Annotated in this window: 18 protein-coding genes and 1 tRNA gene; 10 read left to right on the top strand and 9 right to left on the bottom strand. The window is 60.9% G+C overall.

Annotated elements, in window-relative coordinates; translation table 11 throughout:
• Positions 1-4: 4 nt before the first annotated feature.
• The 4 genes from AC5RK6_RS03020 to AC5RK6_RS03005 all read left to right on the top strand — a co-directional run bounded on the left by AC5RK6_RS03020 (position 5) and on the right by AC5RK6_RS03005 (position 3,177).
• Positions 5-943: an HAD family hydrolase gene (locus AC5RK6_RS03020; protein ID WP_274734258.1), complete on the top strand. Its 939-nt coding sequence runs from the start codon at positions 5-7 to the stop codon at positions 941-943.
• A 181-nt stretch (positions 944-1,124) separates the two neighbouring features.
• Positions 1,125-2,300, top strand: coding sequence for a leucine-rich repeat protein (locus AC5RK6_RS03015; protein ID WP_274755792.1), 1,176 nt, complete (start codon positions 1,125-1,127; stop codon positions 2,298-2,300).
• A gap of 232 nt (positions 2,301-2,532) precedes the next feature.
• Positions 2,533-2,847: a hypothetical protein gene (locus AC5RK6_RS03010; protein WP_274734261.1), complete on the top strand. Its 315-nt coding sequence runs from the start codon at positions 2,533-2,535 to the stop codon at positions 2,845-2,847.
• A gap of 108 nt (positions 2,848-2,955) precedes the next feature.
• Positions 2,956-3,177, top strand: a complete 222-nt coding sequence (locus AC5RK6_RS03005; protein WP_274734262.1) for a transcriptional regulator — start codon at positions 2,956-2,958, stop codon at positions 3,175-3,177.
• Positions 3,178-3,294: 117 nt separating this feature from the next.
• On the opposite strand, the gene AC5RK6_RS03000 is transcribed toward AC5RK6_RS03005, so the two are convergent.
• Positions 3,295-3,567 carry a hypothetical protein gene (locus tag AC5RK6_RS03000; RefSeq protein ID WP_274734263.1) on the bottom strand — a complete coding sequence of 91 codons (273 nt, stop codon included), beginning with the start codon at positions 3,565-3,567 and terminating at the stop codon, positions 3,295-3,297.
• A 342-nt stretch (positions 3,568-3,909) separates the two neighbouring features.
• The gene (locus AC5RK6_RS02995; RefSeq protein WP_274734264.1) at positions 3,910-4,272 is read right to left on the bottom strand and encodes a hypothetical protein; all 363 of its coding nucleotides are present in this window, start codon (positions 4,270-4,272) and stop codon (positions 3,910-3,912) included.
• Between the two features lie 285 nt (positions 4,273-4,557).
• Here AC5RK6_RS02995 and AC5RK6_RS02990 point away from each other — a divergent pair, with 285 nt between their 5' ends.
• Positions 4,558-5,382, top strand: a complete 825-nt coding sequence (locus AC5RK6_RS02990; protein ID WP_274734265.1) for a DUF8757 domain-containing protein — start codon at positions 4,558-4,560, stop codon at positions 5,380-5,382.
• Here the strand turns inward: AC5RK6_RS02990 and AC5RK6_RS02985 are convergent.
• The 4 genes from AC5RK6_RS02985 to AC5RK6_RS02970 form a co-directional block, all read right to left on the bottom strand.
• Positions 5,353-5,805, bottom strand: a complete 453-nt coding sequence (locus tag AC5RK6_RS02985; RefSeq protein WP_274734266.1) for a DUF488 domain-containing protein — start codon at positions 5,803-5,805, stop codon at positions 5,353-5,355. The two genes, AC5RK6_RS02990 and AC5RK6_RS02985, sit on opposite strands and share 30 nt — an antisense overlap.
• A gap of 122 nt (positions 5,806-5,927) precedes the next feature.
• Positions 5,928-6,017 (bottom strand) — tRNA-Ser (locus AC5RK6_RS02980).
• A gap of 188 nt (positions 6,018-6,205) precedes the next feature.
• Positions 6,206-7,183, bottom strand: a complete 978-nt coding sequence (gene nrdF, locus AC5RK6_RS02975) for a class 1b ribonucleoside-diphosphate reductase subunit beta (protein ID WP_375712897.1) — start codon at positions 7,181-7,183, stop codon at positions 6,206-6,208.
• 120 nt (positions 7,184-7,303) lie between these two features.
• Positions 7,304-8,908: a trypsin-like serine peptidase gene (locus AC5RK6_RS02970; RefSeq protein WP_274734267.1), complete on the bottom strand. Its 1,605-nt coding sequence runs from the start codon at positions 8,906-8,908 to the stop codon at positions 7,304-7,306.
• A 160-nt stretch (positions 8,909-9,068) separates the two neighbouring features.
• Here AC5RK6_RS02970 and AC5RK6_RS02965 point away from each other — a divergent pair, with 160 nt between their 5' ends.
• Positions 9,069-12,236, top strand: coding sequence for a DEAD/DEAH box helicase (locus AC5RK6_RS02965; protein ID WP_284891884.1), 3,168 nt, complete (start codon positions 9,069-9,071; stop codon positions 12,234-12,236).
• 110 nt (positions 12,237-12,346) lie between these two features.
• On the opposite strand, the gene nrdE is transcribed toward AC5RK6_RS02965, so the two are convergent.
• Genes nrdE through nrdH form a run of 3 tightly spaced genes read right to left on the bottom strand, consistent with a single transcriptional unit; the run spans position 12,347 to position 15,186 of the window.
• A complete protein-coding gene (gene nrdE / locus AC5RK6_RS02960; RefSeq protein ID WP_375713884.1) occupies positions 12,347-14,500 on the bottom strand; it encodes a class 1b ribonucleoside-diphosphate reductase subunit alpha in 2,154 nt (717 codons plus the stop codon).
• Complete coding sequence (nrdI, locus tag AC5RK6_RS02955; protein WP_016442132.1) at positions 14,482-14,880, bottom strand: class Ib ribonucleoside-diphosphate reductase assembly flavoprotein NrdI; 399 nt, start codon at positions 14,878-14,880, stop codon at positions 14,482-14,484. Before nrdI ends, nrdE begins: the two co-directional genes overlap by 19 nt.
• 42 nt (positions 14,881-14,922) lie before the next feature.
• Positions 14,923-15,186: a glutaredoxin-like protein NrdH gene (nrdH, locus tag AC5RK6_RS02950; protein WP_016442131.1), complete on the bottom strand. Its 264-nt coding sequence runs from the start codon at positions 15,184-15,186 to the stop codon at positions 14,923-14,925.
• A gap of 488 nt (positions 15,187-15,674) precedes the next feature.
• On the opposite strand from nrdH, the gene AC5RK6_RS02945 reads away from it, so the two are divergent.
• From AC5RK6_RS02945 to AC5RK6_RS02930, 4 genes are all read left to right on the top strand, one after another.
• Positions 15,675-17,288, top strand: coding sequence for an L-lactate permease (locus tag AC5RK6_RS02945; protein ID WP_435730957.1), 1,614 nt, complete (start codon positions 15,675-15,677; stop codon positions 17,286-17,288).
• A 95-nt stretch (positions 17,289-17,383) separates the two neighbouring features.
• Positions 17,384-18,226: a (Fe-S)-binding protein gene (locus tag AC5RK6_RS02940; RefSeq protein WP_016442129.1), complete on the top strand. Its 843-nt coding sequence runs from the start codon at positions 17,384-17,386 to the stop codon at positions 18,224-18,226.
• On the top strand, positions 18,223-19,965 hold the full coding sequence (locus AC5RK6_RS02935; protein ID WP_274778618.1) for a LutB/LldF family L-lactate oxidation iron-sulfur protein: 1,743 nt from the start codon (positions 18,223-18,225) through the stop codon (positions 19,963-19,965). Before AC5RK6_RS02940 ends, AC5RK6_RS02935 begins: the two co-directional genes overlap by 4 nt.
• Positions 19,962-20,612: a LutC/YkgG family protein gene (locus AC5RK6_RS02930; protein ID WP_016442127.1), complete on the top strand. Its 651-nt coding sequence runs from the start codon at positions 19,962-19,964 to the stop codon at positions 20,610-20,612. Before AC5RK6_RS02935 ends, AC5RK6_RS02930 begins: the two co-directional genes overlap by 4 nt.
• Positions 20,613-20,628 lie beyond the last annotated feature (16 nt).

Raw genomic sequence — 20,628 nt, 5'->3', positions numbered from 1 at the left:
CGATGTGAAAATCCAGGGGGAGTCGACGGCGGCGCGGTTGCGGGCCGCTTTCGACGCCGCCGGGACCCCGCCTGCCGGGCCTGAACTCATGGTCTGCCTGGATCTGGACGGCACCACCCTGCGCCCGGACGGGATCATCGCAGAACGGGTGGATGCCGCTTTCCAGGAACATATGCGCCGCGGCACCCGGCTGGTGGTAGCCACGGGGCGCGGGCGCGAATCTGCCATTCCCGTGCTCGATATGCTGCGGGTGAGCGAAACCATTATGGTGTGCTCGAACGGCAATGAGACGGTGCTCCTCGGCAACGCGCGGCTGCCCGGGGTGGAGGTGCGAACAGTCCGCTCCATGACGGATCGCGGAGACGTGGTGCCGGTGCGCCTGGCGCACCTCTCCACCATGGAGGAGGCGGATTTAGCGCGAGCCCTGGATGCGATGCGCCGGGAGTTCCCGGGTGCCTATTTCGCGGTGGAGCCGGTGGAAGGCCCGCGGCGCGTCGCGCACGGTTACGCCACCGAACGCCTGGAACCCAACGCTATCTGGGTGAAATTCAAGGATCTCGTGGTTCCCGATGCGCTGCGCCTCATTATGGTGGTTCCACGTATGGAAGCCGCCGAGCTCATGGCACGTCTTTCCCAGCTTGAGATGCCCGGGGTGGATTGGGCGGCATCGTCGTCCTCCGGTTCGGGCTGGGTGGATGCCGGGCGGACCGGAATTTCCAAGGCGAGCGCGCTCGAGGTGCTCCGCGGCGATTTTGGGATCGCGCGGGGCGGCACCGTTGCCGTTGGCGATGGCGGCAACGACATCCAGATGCTGGAATGGGCCGGGGTGGGCGTGGCGATGGGGCAGGCGCTCGATTACGTGAAGGCGCACGCGCGGGCCGTGACCGATCCGGTATGGGACGACGGCGTTGCCACCCTCCTCGAGGTGCTGCTGGCGCGTTAATGCTGGCGCCGTCGTCGTGAAATATCACAAGCGCCCCGCACGGCCGCAAGCTGCGATAATAATATTTTCTACACAATCCGGTTCATTTTCTGATGAATTCCCGCGCGTTTCGCGGTACGGTGGCGGTGAGTAACCCGAGTTTCTCTGGGCTCTCCCGAGCCGCACCACGAAAGGATATCGGATGAAAAAGAGACTCGTCGGCACGGTGAGTGCACTGTGCACGGCATTGATGATGGGGCTGGCGGCGATGGTGCCGGCAGCCACGGCCGCTCCCGCTGTCACGTGGGATACCGCGGATTTCACTATCGAAACCGAGGGCGCTACCACAACGCTGCGAGGTTTGAGCGATACCGGCCTGCAGAAAATTACGAACCTCAAGCACGTGGTTATTCCGGGGGGCGTGACCGCGCTGACCGGGCCGAATGGCCGGACGGGGAATATGCACAGCAAGGGAATCACCGGTATTACGCTGCCGGCCACGCTTACGGAGGTGAGTTACGGTTTCCTGGATCGCAATGCGATTTCCGCGGTGGAGTTCCCTGCGGGGATGCAGAAGATTGGGCCGGCGGCTTTCCAGGCCAATGCGCTCACGGAGGTCACGCTGCCTGCCTCAATCACCGAGGTCGCCTGGAGTGCTTTCCAAAATAATCATATTTCCACGGTGCGGCTGGCCGGCACGTATAACAGCGCCGTTTTCCCGGTGGTGCCCGGCAGCAGCGCCGGCAATAGCAGCCCGGCTTTCGCGCAGCAGGAGCTCGCCGACACCACGGTACCCACGCAGGGAACGCTTACACTCGCGCAGATTTCTGATGTAAACGGTGATCTCAGTGGTCGCGGGCTCACGTGGGATGCGTATTTTTGGGACGACGGCGCAGCCGAGCCCGCCCTCGCCAGCTCCATCGTGACATTTGCTGATGGCACGGTGACCGGGGTTGCCCCGGGTTCCACGCGCGTCATCATGATGGCGAATGATACGGCCACCGGTAAGCCGCTGTATTCCGCGGTGGTTCGAGTGAATGTTACCGAGCCGGCACCTGAGCCTGAACCCGAGCCAGGTCCCGATACCGAGCCTCAGCCAACGCCAAACCCTGTTCCGGACCCTAACCCGCAGCCGCAACCACAACCTGATCCGCAACCGCAACCCGCCGATCCACCTTCTCCGTCGCAACCGCCGAGCCCGAAGCCCGAACCGGCTCCTAAGCCTGCGCCGGAGCCCGGGGCCAACAAGCCGGCTCCCGCCCCAAGCAAGGCACCGACGCGGCAACTCACCCACACTGGCCTGGCCGCTACGGGCGCTCTGGCCACTATGGCCGTGGTGCTGCCCGCCGGATACACCCTGCGCCGGCGGGCGAAGTAACCCAAAGTTCTAGGTAACTCAAGGCTAAACGCCACTCCCCTGGGGGCCGCACCGATACCGGCGCAGCCCCCAAGTTTTCTATTCTCCGCGCAGATCCCGGCCGGTGATCTGACCGGTTGTCTACACTGAAGGTAAATGCACGGCAAAAGAGGTCATGCAAAGAATCAGACACTTCTGTAATACCTCATCAAAGATCGGCTTATCATCACACGTAAGGTAAGGAGAAAATACCGTGGACAGAGAAGGGCTACACAACGACGATAACTTTCCCTGGTCCCCCGTCGATATCCTCATTGATTGGATCGATGAACACGCAGACCCGGAACTCGTCGCGAAAGATGACGGTTACTGGCTTGAAGGAAAAGGTGGGGGCGGAACCCCGTGGTGCCTCATCTATGCTTTGGATGGTGCGAGCCGTTACGGAGTAAAAATCCCAGACGATAAGCTCATCCCACCGATTGAGGACATCCGTGGCGAGCTAACTGTCCACTCCCGGCGCGTCTTGAATATATTCCTTGAGAAGATCGGGTCGTCCCTACAAGTATAACCTTATTGGGCAAAAGCGGGCGCAGATCGGAGGCCGGGGCGAACCGATTCCCCGCCGTTGTGAAATTTCCGAAAGGCTCGCTCGTAAGAGTCTCGGAAAGAGTAAGAAGTGACAACACTAGATACCACGGTTACCCGTGATGGAAATTGGTGGGTTGCCGAATTTACCCTTAACGGAAAGGAATACGGCACGCAGGCGCGCCGCCTTGATCAGATTGATGAGATGGTAAAAGATACCGCGGCGCTTATTACGGGAGATCCTCTCGATAGTTTCGCTGTTAACGTCTCCGTTGACACGCCTGAATTCGCGGTGAATGATATCAAAAGATAAGGAGGCTCCGCTCCGTTTGGTTCAGACGGAACACGAGACTCGGGACGCTTCTCTGCTGGCAATTGCCCGGTTAGGCGATGCGGGATTTTCGCCTCGCGACATTGGTGCAGTTATGCGTTATACGAGTAGCGACTGATTCTTCGATATAGCTTGTTCGACATAATTCCAGAAGGGCAGGTAAGCGTCATCAACGGAACGCAGCATTTGAATAATATCTTCAGGTAAACGTAAATGCAGATCATTCGTGCATAATGCGAGGATAGATTCAATTGCGATCTCATCTTGCCCGGAAGCGTGGTCTCCGTCCAGGCACTCCCAAATATAATCGGGGAAATCAGAATGACTTTTGACATACCGCTTCAGTTCTTCAAACGCGGTATTAATCTCCATCTCAATCACCTTCTCTTTGGCTTTTTCGATTTCTTTGAAGCATTCGGCCCCTTCGGGTTCGGGCTATAGGACAAAACGAACGGCCCCGGGAAATGCTGCGACAACCGCTACAGCGATTGAATCGTATCTCCCGGGACCGTCCGCCCGTTCAATGAAGATGGAGGTACCCAAAACGGGTAGATCATCATCAAGGCTCAGGATATATTCTCCTGCATAACAATGCAACCGTCAGAACTGTAGCTTGATAAGCTCCGCGCGGGAATCACCGACATCACATCGTGACCTACTGGGTATAAAAGTTCCCCACATGAGTGCGGCCCGCAAGAAATAAAATAAGTGCGATTAGCTCGGAGTAATCTCTACGATGATCGGCTCTTCTTCCTCGGGGATAAGGGGGACACGAAGCGGAGAACCGATCAGTTCGAGTTTTCGGTTAAGCTCCCTTGACGACCCATAAGTTAGGTCGTCGAGGATGTCGTCGACAGCTGCTGAAAGTAGGGGCTCTGGCAGAGAGCACTTAGAGAAATGGGCCGCATTAATTGCATAGATTAGATCCCAGACATCACCGTACATGCCAAGGTAGTGCCCGTAGCCCTCGCCCTCGCCTTCGCCAAAGAGGGATTGTTGATCGCCATGCGCCTGGACGTACTTGGCGAGCTCTATTACAGGATAGGTATTCGATTTATTGTTTACGCTTCCACCCACGCTTTACCCTTACTTCCTTTACACCACGGTCGGGGAAACTCCAATAAAAGCGATGCCTAAGCCTCGGTGGACTGGATTCCGAGGCCCTTAGTCACCTCTACGGATGAAAGGCCCCAGTTTCCCGGTTTCGGTTTGTCTCGGCAACCCTACCTATCAAAGATCAGACCAGGTCCTCTTTGCGCTTGAGTCTAATCCGCCAGACCCGTGCAATCCAGCCCCTCCCTAGCGTCAGGAAAATCTTGTACCCTTGACTCACACCACCATCTTCGACGTGAAGGCACGCCCATGGATATCAGCAAAGCAAGGGAACTGGACCAGCTAGGTCGAGAAATCGACGTTTTAGTCGTTGTTAAAACAGCTCCCATCCCCTCAGAAAAATACAAGGAAACCGTGTGCGTTGCCGGAGTAGCCCTCGATCCGCTTCGCTGGGTAAGGCTCTACCCCATCGCCTTCCGTTATCTTGACGGCACCGACCGCTTCAAGAAATATCAAACTATTCGAGTATCCGTCCGTGCACCTAACGGTGATGATCGGGAAGAAAGCTTAAGGGTCACCGATGATCCTCAACCGCAAGATGAGCCTATTACCGGGTGGGACAAGAGAGCTATCTACCTCGACCCTCTTCCCGCTAAATCACTTTGTGAACTACGAACGGAAGCTAAGAGAAATCCGGCCGCGCAATCCCTTGCGCTTATCACGCCCCGCGCAACACCAACGATTAAAGTATCGCTTCACCCGGGCTGGAATGAACAGCAGAAAGCTGCACTGCGCAAATATAAAGACGAAGATATCTTCGGTAACAAGGGGCTCACCTTGGAAGCCCCGCGGTTTATTGCTCGGCTTGAATTTCGTTGCGTTTTTCCCGATTGCCCGAGTCATTCCTTGACCATCACCGACTGGGAAGCAGTAGCGCTGCAACGTCATTGGCCGCCAACGGTATCAATCGAGTATGCCCAGCAAGAATTCGAAAAGAAATTCATTAAACAACGTGAAACGTCCGGCCTTCCACTGCGGATTATTGTTGGCAACCAAGCCGCTCCGCACAAACGCCACAGTTTCCTGGTTTTAGGCATTTTTGGCTCAAGCCGCGAAGCGCTCGGCCTCTTCTAATACAGCACACGCTTCCTCAATCACGAGCTTTCGATGGCACTGCTGGTGATTGTCCTCGAAGCAGAGAACGAGGATCGTACCGTCATGTGCGAGGTCAGCAATCTCGTGGATGGCCACCTGCGCTTCCGGAGTGGTAAGTACTTCGTTGCGGAATCGTACGTAGGCGGCATGCGCTTCGGGAGTTCCAGGATGGGCGAAAGCTACCCGGTTATCTTTCGGATTACCGAGGGATCGCATATGAACATACCGAGTCCCCGTAGATTCAACCGCTTGGCGAAGCCGCGTTTTAGAGAATCCCTTCTTGCGGCTGATGGGAGTAAGCCGGATATCGACAACGGTATGGACTCGGTTAGCTTCCAGCGTGGCGAGCAGATCATTGATGGTTTTCCCCTCGTAGCCCCAGCCGAGAATAGTGGTGGCCATCGGTCGCACTCCTTCGTCTTACGTGGCCGGCCCGCGGGCCCTAAAACCTCATAGAACTTCAGTTACACACAAGCACGATGGCCGCGACGCCACAGGCAGACCTATGACGCGGGACATCACATTGGCGGAGACGGAGGGATTCGAACCCTCGAGCCGCTACTGCGACTAACACCTTAGCAGGGTGCCACTTTCGGCCACTCAGTCACGTCTCCATGCTCACCGGGAAAGCCTGAGCCAACCCGTGCAAGCCTTACTAGCGTACACGCTCACCGGGGCGCGATGCCAGTTTTTTCGCGGCGGAATTCGTCACGCACCGAATGCGCAATCACCGCCAGGCCGGCGCTGCGGCGTCGTACCGCACCTGCGCCGCAGGCCGCACCACCGCGAGCGCGCAAGCACGCTAGAAATCCCAGTCGTCGTCGGTAGTATCTTCCACTTCACCGATAACGTAGGAGGATCCCGAACCGGAGAAGAAATCGTGGTTCTCGTCTGCGTTCGGGGATAGCGCCGCCAGAATCGCCGGGTTGACGGCCGTCTGGTCCGGGTTGAACAGCGCCTCGTAACCGAGGTTCATGAGCGCCTTATTGGCGTTGTAGCGCAGGAATGCCTTGACGTCCTCCGTGAGGCCCATCTCATCGTAGAGGCTGGCGGTGTATTCTTCCTCGTTCTCATAAAGATCTTGGAGCAGCTCAAAGGTGTATTCCTTGAGTTCGGCCTTGCGTTCCTTGCTGGCTTTCTCCACCGCGCGCTGGTACTTGTAGCCAATGTAGTAGCCGTGCACGGCCTCGTCGCGAATAATAAGGCGGATGAGGTCGGCGGTATTGGTGAGTTTGGCGTGCGCGGACCAGTACATGGGCGCGTAGAAGCCGGAGTAGAAGAGGAAGGATTCCAGCATCGTGGAGGCCACCTTGCGCTTTTCCGGATCGTCCCCGCGGTAGTAATCCAGCACGATCTGCGCCTTCTTCTGCAGGAATTCGTTATTTTCCGACCACTGGAAAGTTTCGTCGATCTCGTCGGTGGAAATAAGCGTGGAGAAAATTGAGGAATACGACTTCGCGTGCACCGATTCCATGAAGGCGATATTGGTATACACCGCTTCCTCGTGCGGGGTCACCGCGTCCGGGATAAGCGAAACCGCGCCCACGGTGCCCTGAATGGTATCGAGCAGGGTCAGCCCGGTGAACACCCGGGTGGTCATGAGCTGCTCGTGCGGCTTGAGGGTATTCCACGACTGAATGTCGTTAGAAAGCGGCACTTTTTCGGGCAGCCAGAAATTCCCCGTGAGGCGGTCCCACACTTCGAGGTCTTTTTCGTCCTCGATGCGGTTCCAGTTAATGGCTTGCACAGAACTGACAAGTTTCAACTTCGGGGGGATCACAGTAGCTCCTTGGTAGCGCAGGTGATGCGGAATAGATGATGGTTAAGAACGACGACGCCGCTCGCGCCGCCACACCCCGCCCATTCTAGACGGTTGAATCGGTAAGCGGTGCGAGCCAGGTCATGAGGTGCGCGACCGGGGCTGGATACCTTGCTCGGAGATATCCGCATACTGCGTCGTCGTGCCATCGGTGCCGGTGACGGTGAGGGTGTCATCAGCGATACTCATCTTCTCCACATTGGTGAATTCGAGGGGGAGATACGGGTTGAGGTGCTCGGGGTGGCGCAGGCCGAAAAGCCCCGGATCGTGCCAGAGGATGAGGGCGCCATCCCGCCCGAGGGTGAGGATATCGGCCATGCCGGAGCCGTCCAGGTCCCCGGCCGCGAGAGTGCGGAGATTACGTAAACGGCGATCACGCCCACCGAGGATCCGCACGGAACGAAACGTGCGCGCCGCATTTAACTGGGATACCTCGCCGGTTTCTTCTTCGGCTCGCGGCAGGGTTTCCTCTCCGCTACCGGCATCCAGGTAGAGCGCGACCGCCCCGGAGGGCCATACGGTGAAAGCATCCGCGCGGTCGGGCTGGCCACCCAGGTAGCCGAGGACTTCATGCGCCGGTTTGCCGGGCTCCAGGGTGGCATCCTCCAGGGTGATACGGGCTTCTTCCAGCAGGTCAGCGATGAGGTTATCCATGGGGACGCCCACGGATTCGTCATCGGTATAGCCCCCGCCGTCCTGTGCCCCGCCGGTAATCGCCACAATGGCCCATTCCCCGCCCTCGTTCTGCTGGAGCCAGGGCCCGCCGGAGACCCCGGTGGGCATCCCGGCGCATTCGATATGGAAGTAATCCACGCCGTTCTCCGTGAACGTTTCGGTGGAATTGCGGCAGTGGCGCGGGTAGGCGGACGTGTAATTATCAGCCTCGAAGGATTCGGCCACCGGGTAGCCGATTACCTCAATATCGGGTTGTTCCGGGCTTACCTCCGCGATGGATAGCCCGCCGGTTACATCTTCGAGGAGGTTTCCGAAGCGGTCCGGGTCCGCGGTGAGGATGGCGGCGTCGTACCGATCCGCATCGTCATCATCGCTGTAATACGCATCGTTGATGACCACGGCGTCCGGGTCGATGCGCCAAATGCCGTGGGGGATATAGGCGGCACCCGCGATAATGGCGAATTGGGGCACAAAAACGGTGGCGGCGAAGGCATCTCCGGGCCAGCAGTGCGCGGCGGAAAGAATCTGGGAGCGGCCCGGGGTATCGAGCACCACGCCGGTGCATCCCCGAATCACCTGGGTGGTTCCCGGAACGACGTGGAAGAAGGTACCCACCTGCGGGATTCCCGGGAAGTTGTAGCCCGCCCCGGGCAGGCCCTCCCCCAGGCCGACGTCGCTCACCTTGGGATCGTCGCTCAGAGCAGCGTTCACAGAATCGGGAAACCCGGCACCGCGGTGGTAGGCGGCGGCCAAAACCCGGCCGTCCACAATGCCCGAGTCGTCAAATTCGGCATCGAGATCGCGTTGGCTAAGGTTGTCGCCGTCGTCTAAAACGACGGCGACGGCGTCGTCGCCAAAATTATCGTACGTAACCGGGCGGGGAATCGGAGCGGCGAGCACCGGGGCTTTGACCAGTGCGCAGCCGCCCACTAGCCCCGCTACCAGACCCAGCGTGAGCAGCGTGCCCAGTAGCACCGCCAGGGTGCCCGCGTGCCGATATCGATTCCTCACCTGCTCTGCCTTCTTTCTCCACGGGGCGATTCCGCGGAAGTGGCACCCATCCTACCGCGCCGCCCCGAACGCGACGCGCTCGGTTCGCCCGCCGGAGCCCGGCCCGGAGAACCCGGAGCCCGGACTTTCCCCATACCCGGATGCGTCTTAAAATTAAAGGATGGCCGGCACACTTCGCTCTGCTATCGCAGCGCTTACCTCGGATTTCTACGAGCTTTATTTCTCGCCTCCCACGATTGCGCGGGGGCAGAGATACGCGTTAGATGGCCACGTTCTTGATATAACCGAAACTGCCTACGGCATCTCAGCGCGCGTGCTCGGGAACGGGCACACCTATCGGGTTGTCGTTACCTCGGTGCATCCCCTCACCGCCTCCTGTTCCTGCCCGGTTTCAACGCGGTGTAAGCACATCGTCGCCACGTTGCTGATATACGCAGGCCGTGCGCGGGAGCGTTCGTGGACAACGCTGCTTGCCGATACCCTGGCCGCACACGAGCCTCGCCCGGTAACGCGCGGTCTCGGGCTTATCCTTAGCCGCAATACGGAAAGCGGGGCGGTCACGGGTTTGCTGCGCCCGACCCAGCGGAATCTCAACGGCGAGTGGTCACGCCGCACCACCACCTGGTCCACTATCTCCCCTTCGCGTGGCTACAGTTCTTCCGCGGAAAGCTTGGACCCCCTCCAGCTTGCGGCACTGCAAGAATTACATGATGTAGCCAAACGCGCCTCATTTTTTGATCCGAGTATTTCCTTGCAAAGTTTGGGTACCACGGCGATGGCCTATCTGGAAAATGCCCGCGATGCGGGGGTGGAGCTTTTTTGCGGGGATACCGACCAGCCGCTCCTCCTTGATAAAGCGCCCTGGGGAGCCCAGCTCAGCTTATCGGCCCGCGAACGCGGGAGCGAGGATCTGCTCTTGCGAGTGCTACCAGAAACACCGCAGGGCACCCCGGCCGCCGTTATCGAAGGCACCGAGCCGGCCCTCGCTATCAGCTACGAAAACGATTCCTACGTGCTTGGCCGGGTCAGCCCGAACCTGCCCGGCGCTCTCTCCGAAACCTTGGCCTCCGCGCAGCCCTTGCGCATCCCCGCCGCGGAAGTCCCCGTTTTTGAACTCAACCTCCTCCCTGCCCTGCCGCCCGATATCAGGGTTGTTTCCCCCGATGGCGCGTTCACGCCCCATCGTTTCTCCGAGCCGGTGCTGCACGCCCGGATCCGCCGCCCCGCGCCCGCCGAACTCACCAGTAGGATCACCGGGCCGTTCTTGCTGGAGTGGTACGCGGAACGCCAGCTGCTGGGTGCCGACGGCACGGAACCGAGCGACACACCAACGTTGTATACACCGCTTACCCGGGGAAGTGGCATCATGCAGCTGCCGCAGGACCAACTTCGGGCAGCTCAAAGGGCCTGGCTCGCAGCCAAGATGCCGGACCTCCACTTCCCGCGCGGCTGCAACCTGGATATCACCAGCTACCAGCACCTGCGCGAGGATATCGTTCCCGCCTGGCGCGCAGCCGGAATCTCGGTCACATTCGAGGAGAACGCGGACCTCACCGTCCTCACCGAGGCCCCGGTCCTCACCACCACCGTCACCGAGGATCGCGACTGGCTGGATCTGGGCGTGACCGTCACCGTCGGGGAGCACGAGGTCCCCCTCCCCGTCCTCTACGATGCTCTCACCAGCGGCACCTACCATCTGGTGCTCGGAGATGTGGTCATCCCGCTGGGAAGCGATTTCGATGCGTTGCGCCAGCTTTTGTACGACGCCGCAGCGCTCGGCACCGTCACCCCGGAAAGCATTTCCGTGCCCCGGACCCGGGTGCACGCCCTGGATCTATCGGCGCTGGCCAATCCGCAGGCGCTCACCGATGCGCTGGGCCAGCTTGATCACCTTGGCGAGGCGGTGCCGGTTCCCGAAACTTTCCAGGGCACCCTGCGCGGCTACCAGGAGGCTGGCTATTCCTGGCTCACCCACCTGGCGCGGGCTCACTACGGCGGCATCTTGGCCGACGATATGGGCCTGGGTAAAACCGCGCAGATGCTCGCCATGATCAGCGGCGAACGCGCGGAGGGCAAGTTGGAAGGCCCGGTGCTCGTGGTGGCTCCCACGTCCGTAGTGCCGGTCTGGCGCAGCGAAGCGGCCCGCTTCACCCCGGAGCTGCGCGTGCACACCATCACCGGCTCAGGTAAACGCCGTTCACAGGATGTGGCGGGTATTGCCGCGAGCGCGGATATTGTGGTGACCTCCTATACTCTGCTGCGCCTCGAGCGGGCGGAGTACGCGAAAGTGGAGTGGGGCGGGGTTATCCTCGACGAAGCCCAGGCGGTGAAGAATCCCAGCACGGTGGGCTATCGCGCCGTCGCCGCGCTCACCCGCCCCTGGACGTTCGCGGTTACCGGCACCCCGGTGGAAAATAGCCTCTCGGATCTGGCGGCCCTGCTGGCCCTCACCAGCCCCGGCCTGCTCCCGGGGCACGCGCGTTTCACGGAAAAATTCCAGAACCCCATTGAGAAATTCAATGATGAGGAGGCGGCCGCGCTGCTCACGCGCCTGGTGCGGCCCTTTATGTTACGACGCCGCAAAGCCGAGGTCGCCAAAGACCTTCCCCCGCGCACGGTCACCGAGCTCAGCGTTCCCCTCGCACCGGCCCACGCGCAGCGCTATCGCAAGCAACTGGAACGCGAACGCCAGGAAATCCTGGGGCTTATCGACGACCCGAACGCTAATCGCATCTCGATTCTGGCCTCGCTCACCCGGCTGCGGCGCATGGCGATTGACCCGGGCCTGGTGGATCCGCGCATTACCACCCCGCCAGCGAAAACCACGCTGCTCCTTGAGCACCTCCAGCAGATTATTCCCGAGGGGCACCGCGCCCTGGTGTTCTCCCAGTTCACTACCTATCTGGAACGTATTGCCCACCAGCTTGATCGAGAGGGTATTACCTATAGCTACCTGGATGGGTCCACCCGGGATCGCGCCGGCGCGATTGCGGCGTTCCGCGCTGGTAGCGCCCCGGTTTTCCTCATTTCCCTCAAAGCGGGCGGCACCGGGCTCACCCTCACGGAAGCCGATTATGTGTACATTATGGATCCGTGGTGGAATCCGGCCGCCGAAGAGCAGGCCATTGACCGCGCCCATCGCATTGGCCAGGATAAACCGGTCACCGTGTACCGGCTTGCCTCGGCGGATACCATCGAGGAGAAAGTCATCGCCTTGCAGGCGCGCAAACGCGAGCTGGCCGGCATGGTGGATGAGGCGGCCCGCGGGCCGATCTCCGGGGCGGATATCCGCTCCCTTCTGGAGCTCACCGGGCCGGAGGGCCGCTAGCTGGGCCGTCGTACCGCCACCCGCGCCCGCGCTTAAGCCGCGCGGGCCGGTTACGTTTCCACGCAACCGGCCCACCGTTCACTCACTCCGCGCGAGTAAACACCGCATACCTACAGCATGCAGGAGACGCAACCTTCCACCTCGGTACCCTGGAGGGCCGCCTGGCGGATACGCATGTAGTAGAGCGTCTTAATGCCCTTGCGCCAGGCGTAGATGTAATTGCGATTGACATCGCGCGTGGTCACGGTGTCCGGGTAGAACAGCGTGAGGGATAGCCCCTGGTCCACGTGCTGGGTGGCCACCGCGTAGGTGTCGATGATCTTTTGCGGGCCGATTTCGTAAGCATCCTGGAAGTATTCCAGGTTGTCATTAGTCATATACGGCGCCGGGTAGTACACCCGCCCGATCTTGCCTTCCTTGCGGATCTCAATCTTGGAGACGATCGGGTGAATCGAGGAGGTGGAGTGGTTGATATAGGAGATGGAACCGGTGGGCGGAACCGCCTGGAGGTTCTGGTTATACATCCCGTATTCCGCTACGTCCGCGGCCAGCTGCGCCCAATCTTCCCGGGTGGGGATATGGTGCGCCGCGAACAGCTCACGCACCCGCTCGGTTTGCGGGACCCATTCCTGCTCGAGGTACTTCGTGAAGTAAGCACCGTTCGCATAGGTGGAATCCTCGAAACCTTCGAAGCGCTCCCCCCGCTCCTTCGCCAGCAGCATGGAGGAACGAATCGCGTGGTAGGCCACCGTATAGAAATACATATTGGTGAAGTCGAGGGCTTCCTCGCTCCCGTAGAAGATCCGCTCGCGGCCCAGGTAGCCGTGCAGATTCATCTGCCCCAGCCCGATAGCGTGAGACATATCGTTGCCGCGCTTAATGGAAGGCACCGAATCAATGCTGGTCTGGTCGGATACCGCCGTGAGGGCACGCACCGCGATCTCCACGGTTTTACCCAGGTCCTCAGAATCCATCGCCTTGGCGATATTGAGAGAGCCAAGATTACAGGAAATATCCTTGCCCACATGCTTGTAGGAAAGATCCGCATTGTATTCGGACGGCTCGGATACCTGGAGGATTTCCGAGCACAGATTGGACATGGTAATCCGGCCCTTAATCGGGTTGGTGTTATTGACGGTGTCCTCGTACACGATGTACGGGTAGCCGGATTCGAACTGGATTTCCGCGAGGGTCTGGAAGAACTGGCGCGCATCAATCTTCGTCTTCTTAATGCGCTTGTCATCGACCATCTCGCGGTACTTTTCGCTCACCGAGATCTCGGTGAGCGGCTTGCCGTAGACCCGCTCCACATCGTAGGGGGAGAAGAGGTACATGGGCTCGCGGTTCTTAGCCAGCTCGAAGGTAATATCCGGAATCACCACGCCCAGCGAGAGGGTCTTGATACGGATTTTTTCATCCGCATTTTCGCGCTTGGTATCCAGGAATCGCATGATATCCGGGTGGTGGGCATGCAGGTACACCGCCCCCGCGCCCTGGCGCGCCCCGAGCTGATTCGCGTAGGAGAAAGAATCCTCGAGCAGCTTCATCACCGGGTTCACCCCGGAGGACTGGTTTTGGATGCGCTTAATCGGGGCACCCTGCTCACGCAGATTGGTGAGGTTGAGCGCCACCCCACCCCCGCGCTTGGAGAGCTGAAGTGCGGAGTTAATCGCGCGGGCGATGGATTCCATATTGTCTTCCACCCGCAGCAGGAAGCAGGATACCAATTCCCCGCGCGCCTGCTTACCGGCGTTGAGGAACGTGGGGGTGGCCGGCTGGAAACGCCCGGTAATCATTTCTTCCATGAGGTTGGTAGCCAGCTCGGTATCGCCATCGGCCAGCGCGAGGGCCACGATGCACACCCGATCCTCGAAACGTTCGAGGTAGCGAGTACCGTCCCACGTCTTCAGGGTGTAGGACGTGTAGTACTTGAAGGCCCCCATGAAGGTGGGGAAGCGGAACTTATGCGCGTAGGCCTTCTTGTAGAGGTCCTTGATAAAGGCCATATCGTAGGCCTCGAGCACGCGTTTTTCGTAGTACCCTTCGCGCACGAGGTACTCGAGCTTTTCTTCTAGATCGTGGAAGAACACGGTGTTCTTATTGACGTGCTGGAGGAAGTACTGCCGCACGGCTTCGTGATCCTTCTCGAATTGGATCTTGCCTTCGGCGTCGTACAAATTGAGCTCGGCGTTGAGCGAGTGGTAATCAACGAGCGAATCACCCAGGTTTTCCGAACCGGTATCCGTTAGTGTTGCGATGCCCAAAACTGTTCCAAACCTTCCTTAACCGTGGCAACGTCCGTGGGCGTGCCGAGCAGTTCAAAGCGATACATCATGGGGACGCCGCATTTCGCGGAGATAACATCCCCGGCGAGTCCGTAAACATCGCCAAAATTGGTATTTCCTCCGGCGATCACACCGCGGATGAGTGCACGGTTGTGTTCGTTATTGAGGAATTTGATGACGGGGCGCGGCACGGCGCCGCGATGGTTCCCGCCACCGTAGGTGGGGCAAATAAGCACGTAGGGTTCATCCACCACGGGTGTTTCGCCGTGGATGGGGATGCGCACGGCATCGTAGCCGAGCTTTTCCACGAACCGGTGCGTGTTATTTGTTTGAGAAGAAAAATAGACGATACGTGCCATCGGTTCTTTCCTCAGCGGGCGGCACGCGGCCGCACCGCCAGCTTAGGCAGTCACCAGGGTGGGTTCCGCGGTGGCCTGCGCGCCGGCCTTGAGCGCCTTGATTTCATCGGGGCGGTAGCCGGACCAGTGGCGGCCGTTCGCGATGACCACGGGTGCCGATTGGTACCCGAGGGCCTTGACCGCGGCGAGGGCCTCCGCATCCTGGGTGAGATCCACGAGCTCATACTCCAGCCCCGCCTTATCGAGCGCGCGCTTGGTGGCATTGCACTGCACGCACGCGGGCTTGGTGTAGACGGTAATGCTCATGAGGTCTCCTCAGTTTCGGATTGTCACGCTGTGTGCGTGGTGGAACGACTACAAGGCTAAACACTACACCTAGTGGCACCTAGAACAAAAGACCACTAGAACTTGTGGTTGTTACGACGCCGCCACCACTCCCGCTTTGCGCCCATTTCCGCGGTTTTAGGACTTAGGGCCCGCGCTTTGTGAAGCTGGTAACCACCCCGTCCGGCGTGTCACGCGGAGCGGACGGGCCGTCAGCTACATACCTAGCCACTCGCACAGCGCGCCGAATCGTTTAGCACATTTACTAGTTTTCCGCCAGAGTAAGGAGTCCCTTACTAGGTGTTTTGTGTGCAATATCACCTCTATTTATGTGCTCTCAATTTTTATCTTGTGACCTACGTCCGTACGATCTTAATCAGACTTAACCGGATTCGGATTCGACCGCCGTGACCAACGCTGCTCACCGACCCGCATCCGACCCGACCTCGTGCGATGGATAGGAGAACATCGTGGAAGCCTTTACACAAACTACCGCGCCGCTGGGGAGTCTCACCCTCTCCGCCCTCGTGGCCCTCCTCCCGCTCCTCACGGTGTTCCTCCTGCTGGGCGCCTTCCATATCAAAGCCCACTGGGCGGGCGTATGCGGCGTCGTCGTTGCGCTTGCCGTGGCGATTTTTGCTTTCCACATGCCCGCCGGCATGGCGCTGGCCGCCGGCCTGGAAGGCGCCGTCTTCGGGATCTTCCCCATCACCTGGATTGTTCTCACCGCGATTATCCTGTTCGAACTCACGGTGGCCTCCGGGCATCACGACACCCTCATGCAGGCTTTCGCGCGCCTCTCCCCCGATCCGCGCGCACTGGGCATTTTCATCGCTTTTAGTTTCTGCGCCCTCCTCGAGGCGCTGGCAGGTTTCGGGGCGCCGGTAGCAATTTGCGGCGTGATGCTGCTCGCCCTCGGTTTCGCGCCCTGGAAGGCGGCGCTCACGGTGCTGGTGGGCAATACCTTCGCGGTGCCCTACGGGGCAATGGCCACCCCCGTGCTCACCGGCGCGAACCTCACCGGCATTGATGCCGCCACCCTCTCCGCGCAGATCAGCGAACAAACCAGCGTGCTCGTCTGGCTCATCCCCTTCGCACTCCTCCTCATTATGGACGGCTGGCGCGGCCTGGCCCAGGTGTGGCCCCTGGCCCTGGCGGTGGGGGCGTCCTACGCGCTGAGCACCTGGTTCGCGGCCCGCACCCTGGCCCCCGGCCTGGTCAATATGGTGCCCGCGCTAGTGAGCCTGGCGGTGGGAATCGCGCTGCTGCGCATCTGGCAACCGCGCGGGAGCCGGGCCGCGGCCGAGCGCCTCACCGGCGCCGCACCCCGGCCGGCCACCGAACGGATCCGCCCCGCGGCCCTGGCCTGGGCGATCTTCCCCTACGTACTCATCGTGGCCGTTTTCGTCACCACCCAGATGGTGCCGGCGATCCGCGGTGCCCTGGCCGCCACGAATGTGACGATCCACTGGCCGGCCCTGTGGGCCGGGGGTGAGAATCTGGTGCGCGGGGCCGACGGTACGCCCGCCGCCTCCACCACCTACACTTTCGCCTGGTTGAGCTCCCCGGGCACCCTGCTGCTCCTGACCGCCCTGGTGCTGGCCGCCTGCTACCGGATGAAGCCGGGCGCAGTGGCACGCCTGATGTTCGCCCAGGTTTATAAGCTGCGCCGGACTTTCCTCACCATCGGTTCCGTGCTCGCCCTCGCCTACGTGATGAACCTTTCCGGGCAAACCCTCACGATCGGCACCTGGATTGCCGGAGCCGGTTCCGTATTCCCCTTCCTCGCCCCGATTCTGGGGTGGATCGGCACCGCGGTCACCGGTTCGGGAACCTCCACAACGGCGCTCTTCGCCAATCTACAGCACACCGCCGCCACCCAGATCGGGGCGGACCCGGGGCTGCTGGTTGCCTGCAATACCGTGGGCGGGGCCGTGGGCAAAATGATCAGCCCGCAAACCCTGGCAATTGCCACCGGTGGGGTGGATATGGTCGGCGAGGAATCCGTGCTGCTGCGCCGGTCTCTGCCCTGGGCCTGCGGCCTGCTCATCCTGCTCTGCCTGCTGGTTGGGTTCCTCGCCTAAATGAATTCCTGCCCCGCCTCAGTTCCGCGGGTGGCCGGGCACAGCGCCGCGCAGCGGCGCCGTCGTCGTAACAAAAACGAAAGAAAAGAGTTGATATGAGCCTGATTCCCGGGCCGGAACCGCGCAAGAAAGTTGCGGTTTTCGCCACCTGTATTAACGAGGTGATGTTCCCGAATACCGTGAATAATACCGCGGTGCTGCTTGAGCGGCTCGGGTGCGAGGTGGAATTCCCGCGCGCCCAGACCTGCTGCGGCCAGATGTTCACGAATACCGGTTATTTTGATCGGGCGCTGCCGAGCGTGCGGGCTTTCCTCGAAGCTTTTGAGGACTACGACTATATTGTGGGGCCCTCCGGATCCTGCGTGGGTTCGGTGCGCGAACAGCACGAGATGCTGGCGCTGGATGCCGGTGAAGATGAGCTGGCGCGGCGCGTCCACGAAGTGCAGAAACGGGTCTACGACATCAGCGAGTTCATCGTGGATGTGCTCGGGACGGTGGATGTGGGCGCGTATTTCCCGCATACCGTGACCTATCACGCCTCCTGCCATTCGCTGCGCGTGGCCGAGGTGGGTGATCGCCCCATTCGCCTGCTGCAGGCGGTGCGCGGGCTGGAATATATCCCGCTGGAGGATATGCGCCAGTGCTGCGGCTTCGGGGGCACGTTCTCCGTGAAGAACTCGGACGTGTCTATTGCGCTGGGGCGCGATAAGGCCCGGCACGTGCTGGAAACCGGGGCGGAATACGTGGCGAGCCTCGATAATGCTTGCCTCATGAATTTCGGGGGGATTCTCCACCGGGAGAAGAAACCCGTGCGCCCCATTCACATGGTCAATTTGCTGGTGCAGACCGCACCCGTTGGTGCGAGCGCCGGGGCGGGAACCGTAGGCGCTGCGGCTGTACCGGGCGCCGCAACAACCCCCACCGGGAGGATCGCATGAAAACACTGAAATTGGAACGCCTCACCCCGGCCCCGCCCGACGGGGATCTGCTTGATTCCCCGGCCTTCCCCAAGGCCGCGGTACGCGAGCTGGGTAACGAAACGCAGGCGAAGAATCTCCATCACGCCACCCACACCATTCGCGCCAAGCGGCAGGCGGTGGTGAGCGAGCTGGATAATTGGCAGGATATCCGCCAGGCCGGCGCCGATATTAAGAACCGGGTGGGGCGCCACCTCGATTACTACCTGGCAGAGTTTGAAAAGAACGCCACCGCGGCCGGGGCGCACGTGCACTGGGCGCGCGATGCGGAGGAAGCCAACCAGATCGTTATCGACCTGGTGCGCGCCACCGGGGAAAGCGAAGTCACCAAGGTGAAGTCCATGGTCAGCCAGGAAATTGACCTGAACGAACACCTGGAAGAAGCGCGGATCGCGGCGTGGGAAACGGACCTGGCCGAGCTTATTGTGCAGCTCGGGCATGACCGCCCCAGCCATATCCTCGTGCCCGCGATTCACCGCAATCGTAGCGAGGTGCGTGAGATTTTCCTGCGGGAAATGGGCCAGTACGGCACTCCCTGCCCGCCCGATGTGACCGATGAGCCGGCCGAGCTGGCCGCCGCGGCGCGCGTGCACCTGCGCGAAAAGTTCATGCGCACCAAGGTGGGGATCTCCGGCGCGAATTTCGCCATTGCGGAAACGGGTTCCCTGGTGGTGGTGGAATCCGAAGGTAATGGGCGTATGAATCTCACCCTGCCGGAAACCCTCATTTCCGTGGTGGGTATCGAGAAAATTCTCCCCACTTTCCAGGATCTCGAAGTGTTCTTGCAGCTGCTGCCGCGTTCGTCCACCGGTGAGCGCATGGCGCCCTACGGAACTATTTGGACCGGCGCGCGCGAAGGTGATGGCCCGCGCGATGTACATATTATTTTGCTCGATAACGGGCGCACCAAGGTGCTCTCCGACCCGGTGGGGCGCGCGGCGCTGCGCTGCATTCGCTGCTCGGCCTGCCTGAATATCTGCCCGGTCTACGAGAAAGTGGGCGGGCACGCCTACGGGTCAGTCTACCCCGGGCCTATCGGCGCGATTCTCAATCCGCAAATTCGCGGCCTGGAATCGGCGGTGGATCGCTCCCTGCCCTTCGCCTCCACCCTGTGCGGGGCGTGTAATGAAGTGTGCCCGGTGAAAATCCCGATTTCGAATATCCTCGTGCACCTGCGGCGCAAAGCGGTGGATAAGAAACGGGCCGAAGCGGGCCTGCGCCCGCATGTGGAACCGATCCTTATGGCCGGAGGCGGCTGGGTGATGGGCAAGGGCTGGCGCCTGGAGGCCGCAGCCCGGCTGGCCAGCGTGGGCGGGCGCGTGATGGGCCTGTTCATGCATTACATCGGGAATTGGCATATTCCCGGCGTGCACCGCTGGACCCGGGCCCGTGATGTTCCCATGCTGCCCAAGCGCAGTGCCCGCGCCACGTTCGCGCGGCGCAAGAAACGCGAAGCACGGCAGCTCAAGCGTTTCCAGAAAGAGTTGCAGAAGGGGCAGTTGCATCAGCTCGGTTGCGATCCAAATTTGATCGACGGCTCCCCCGCCGCTCCGCCCGCGCAGCTACCGCCCGGAGCCGGACAAGTGCCGCCCACCGCGACGCAAGTACCGCCCACCGCGGGGCAAGTGCCGCCCACCGCGGGGCCGGTTTCGCCCGCACCTGATATTTTCGGCCGCCCAACCACAGAGGAGCTGTCATGACCTCGGCACGCGATGAGATTTTCGCGCGGATTCGCTCCGCGCTCGGTGATGTGCCCTGCCGGGATCCGGAAGAATCCGCGATCAGCTGGGAATACAACCAGCCCACCGCCATTGAGGGCGACCTCGTGGATTATTTCCTCGAGCTCGTGGCCGATTACAAGGCCGACGTGGAGCGGGTCGCCCCGGAGGCGGTCCCGGCGGCTATCGTCGCCCACCTGCACGCCATCGGCGCGCGCTCCGTGGTGCTTCCCGCGGGGCTGGATTCTTCCTGGCGCGCGGCTATTGCGGAGGATGGTTTCCAGGTGTACGACGACGATAACCTCAGCGCCCGCCAGCTGAACGATATTGATGCGGTGGTGACGGCCGCCGCTGTCGGGGTGGCCAATACCGGTACTTTTGCCATGGACCATCGCGCCGACCAGGGCCGGCGTGCGCTCACCCTGGTACCTGATGCGCATGTGTGCGTGCTGCGCGCCGATCAGGTTGTTTCCAATACCCCCGAGGCGATGACCCGGCTCCAGGATTCGGTGCGCGATGGCCAACCGATTACCTTCGTGGCCGGGCCCTCCGCCACCTCGGATATCGAGCTGAGTCGCGTGGAAGGCGTGCACGGCCCACGCCAGCTGCACGTGCTCGTCGCCGGCTAAATAGGCGGGCGGCGCG

Source organism: Actinotignum sp. usb-actsch-213, from assembly GCF_059085665.1.
The sequence above is the reverse complement of the archived record's forward strand: the minus strand, read 5'-3'. Positions and strand labels throughout refer to the sequence as shown.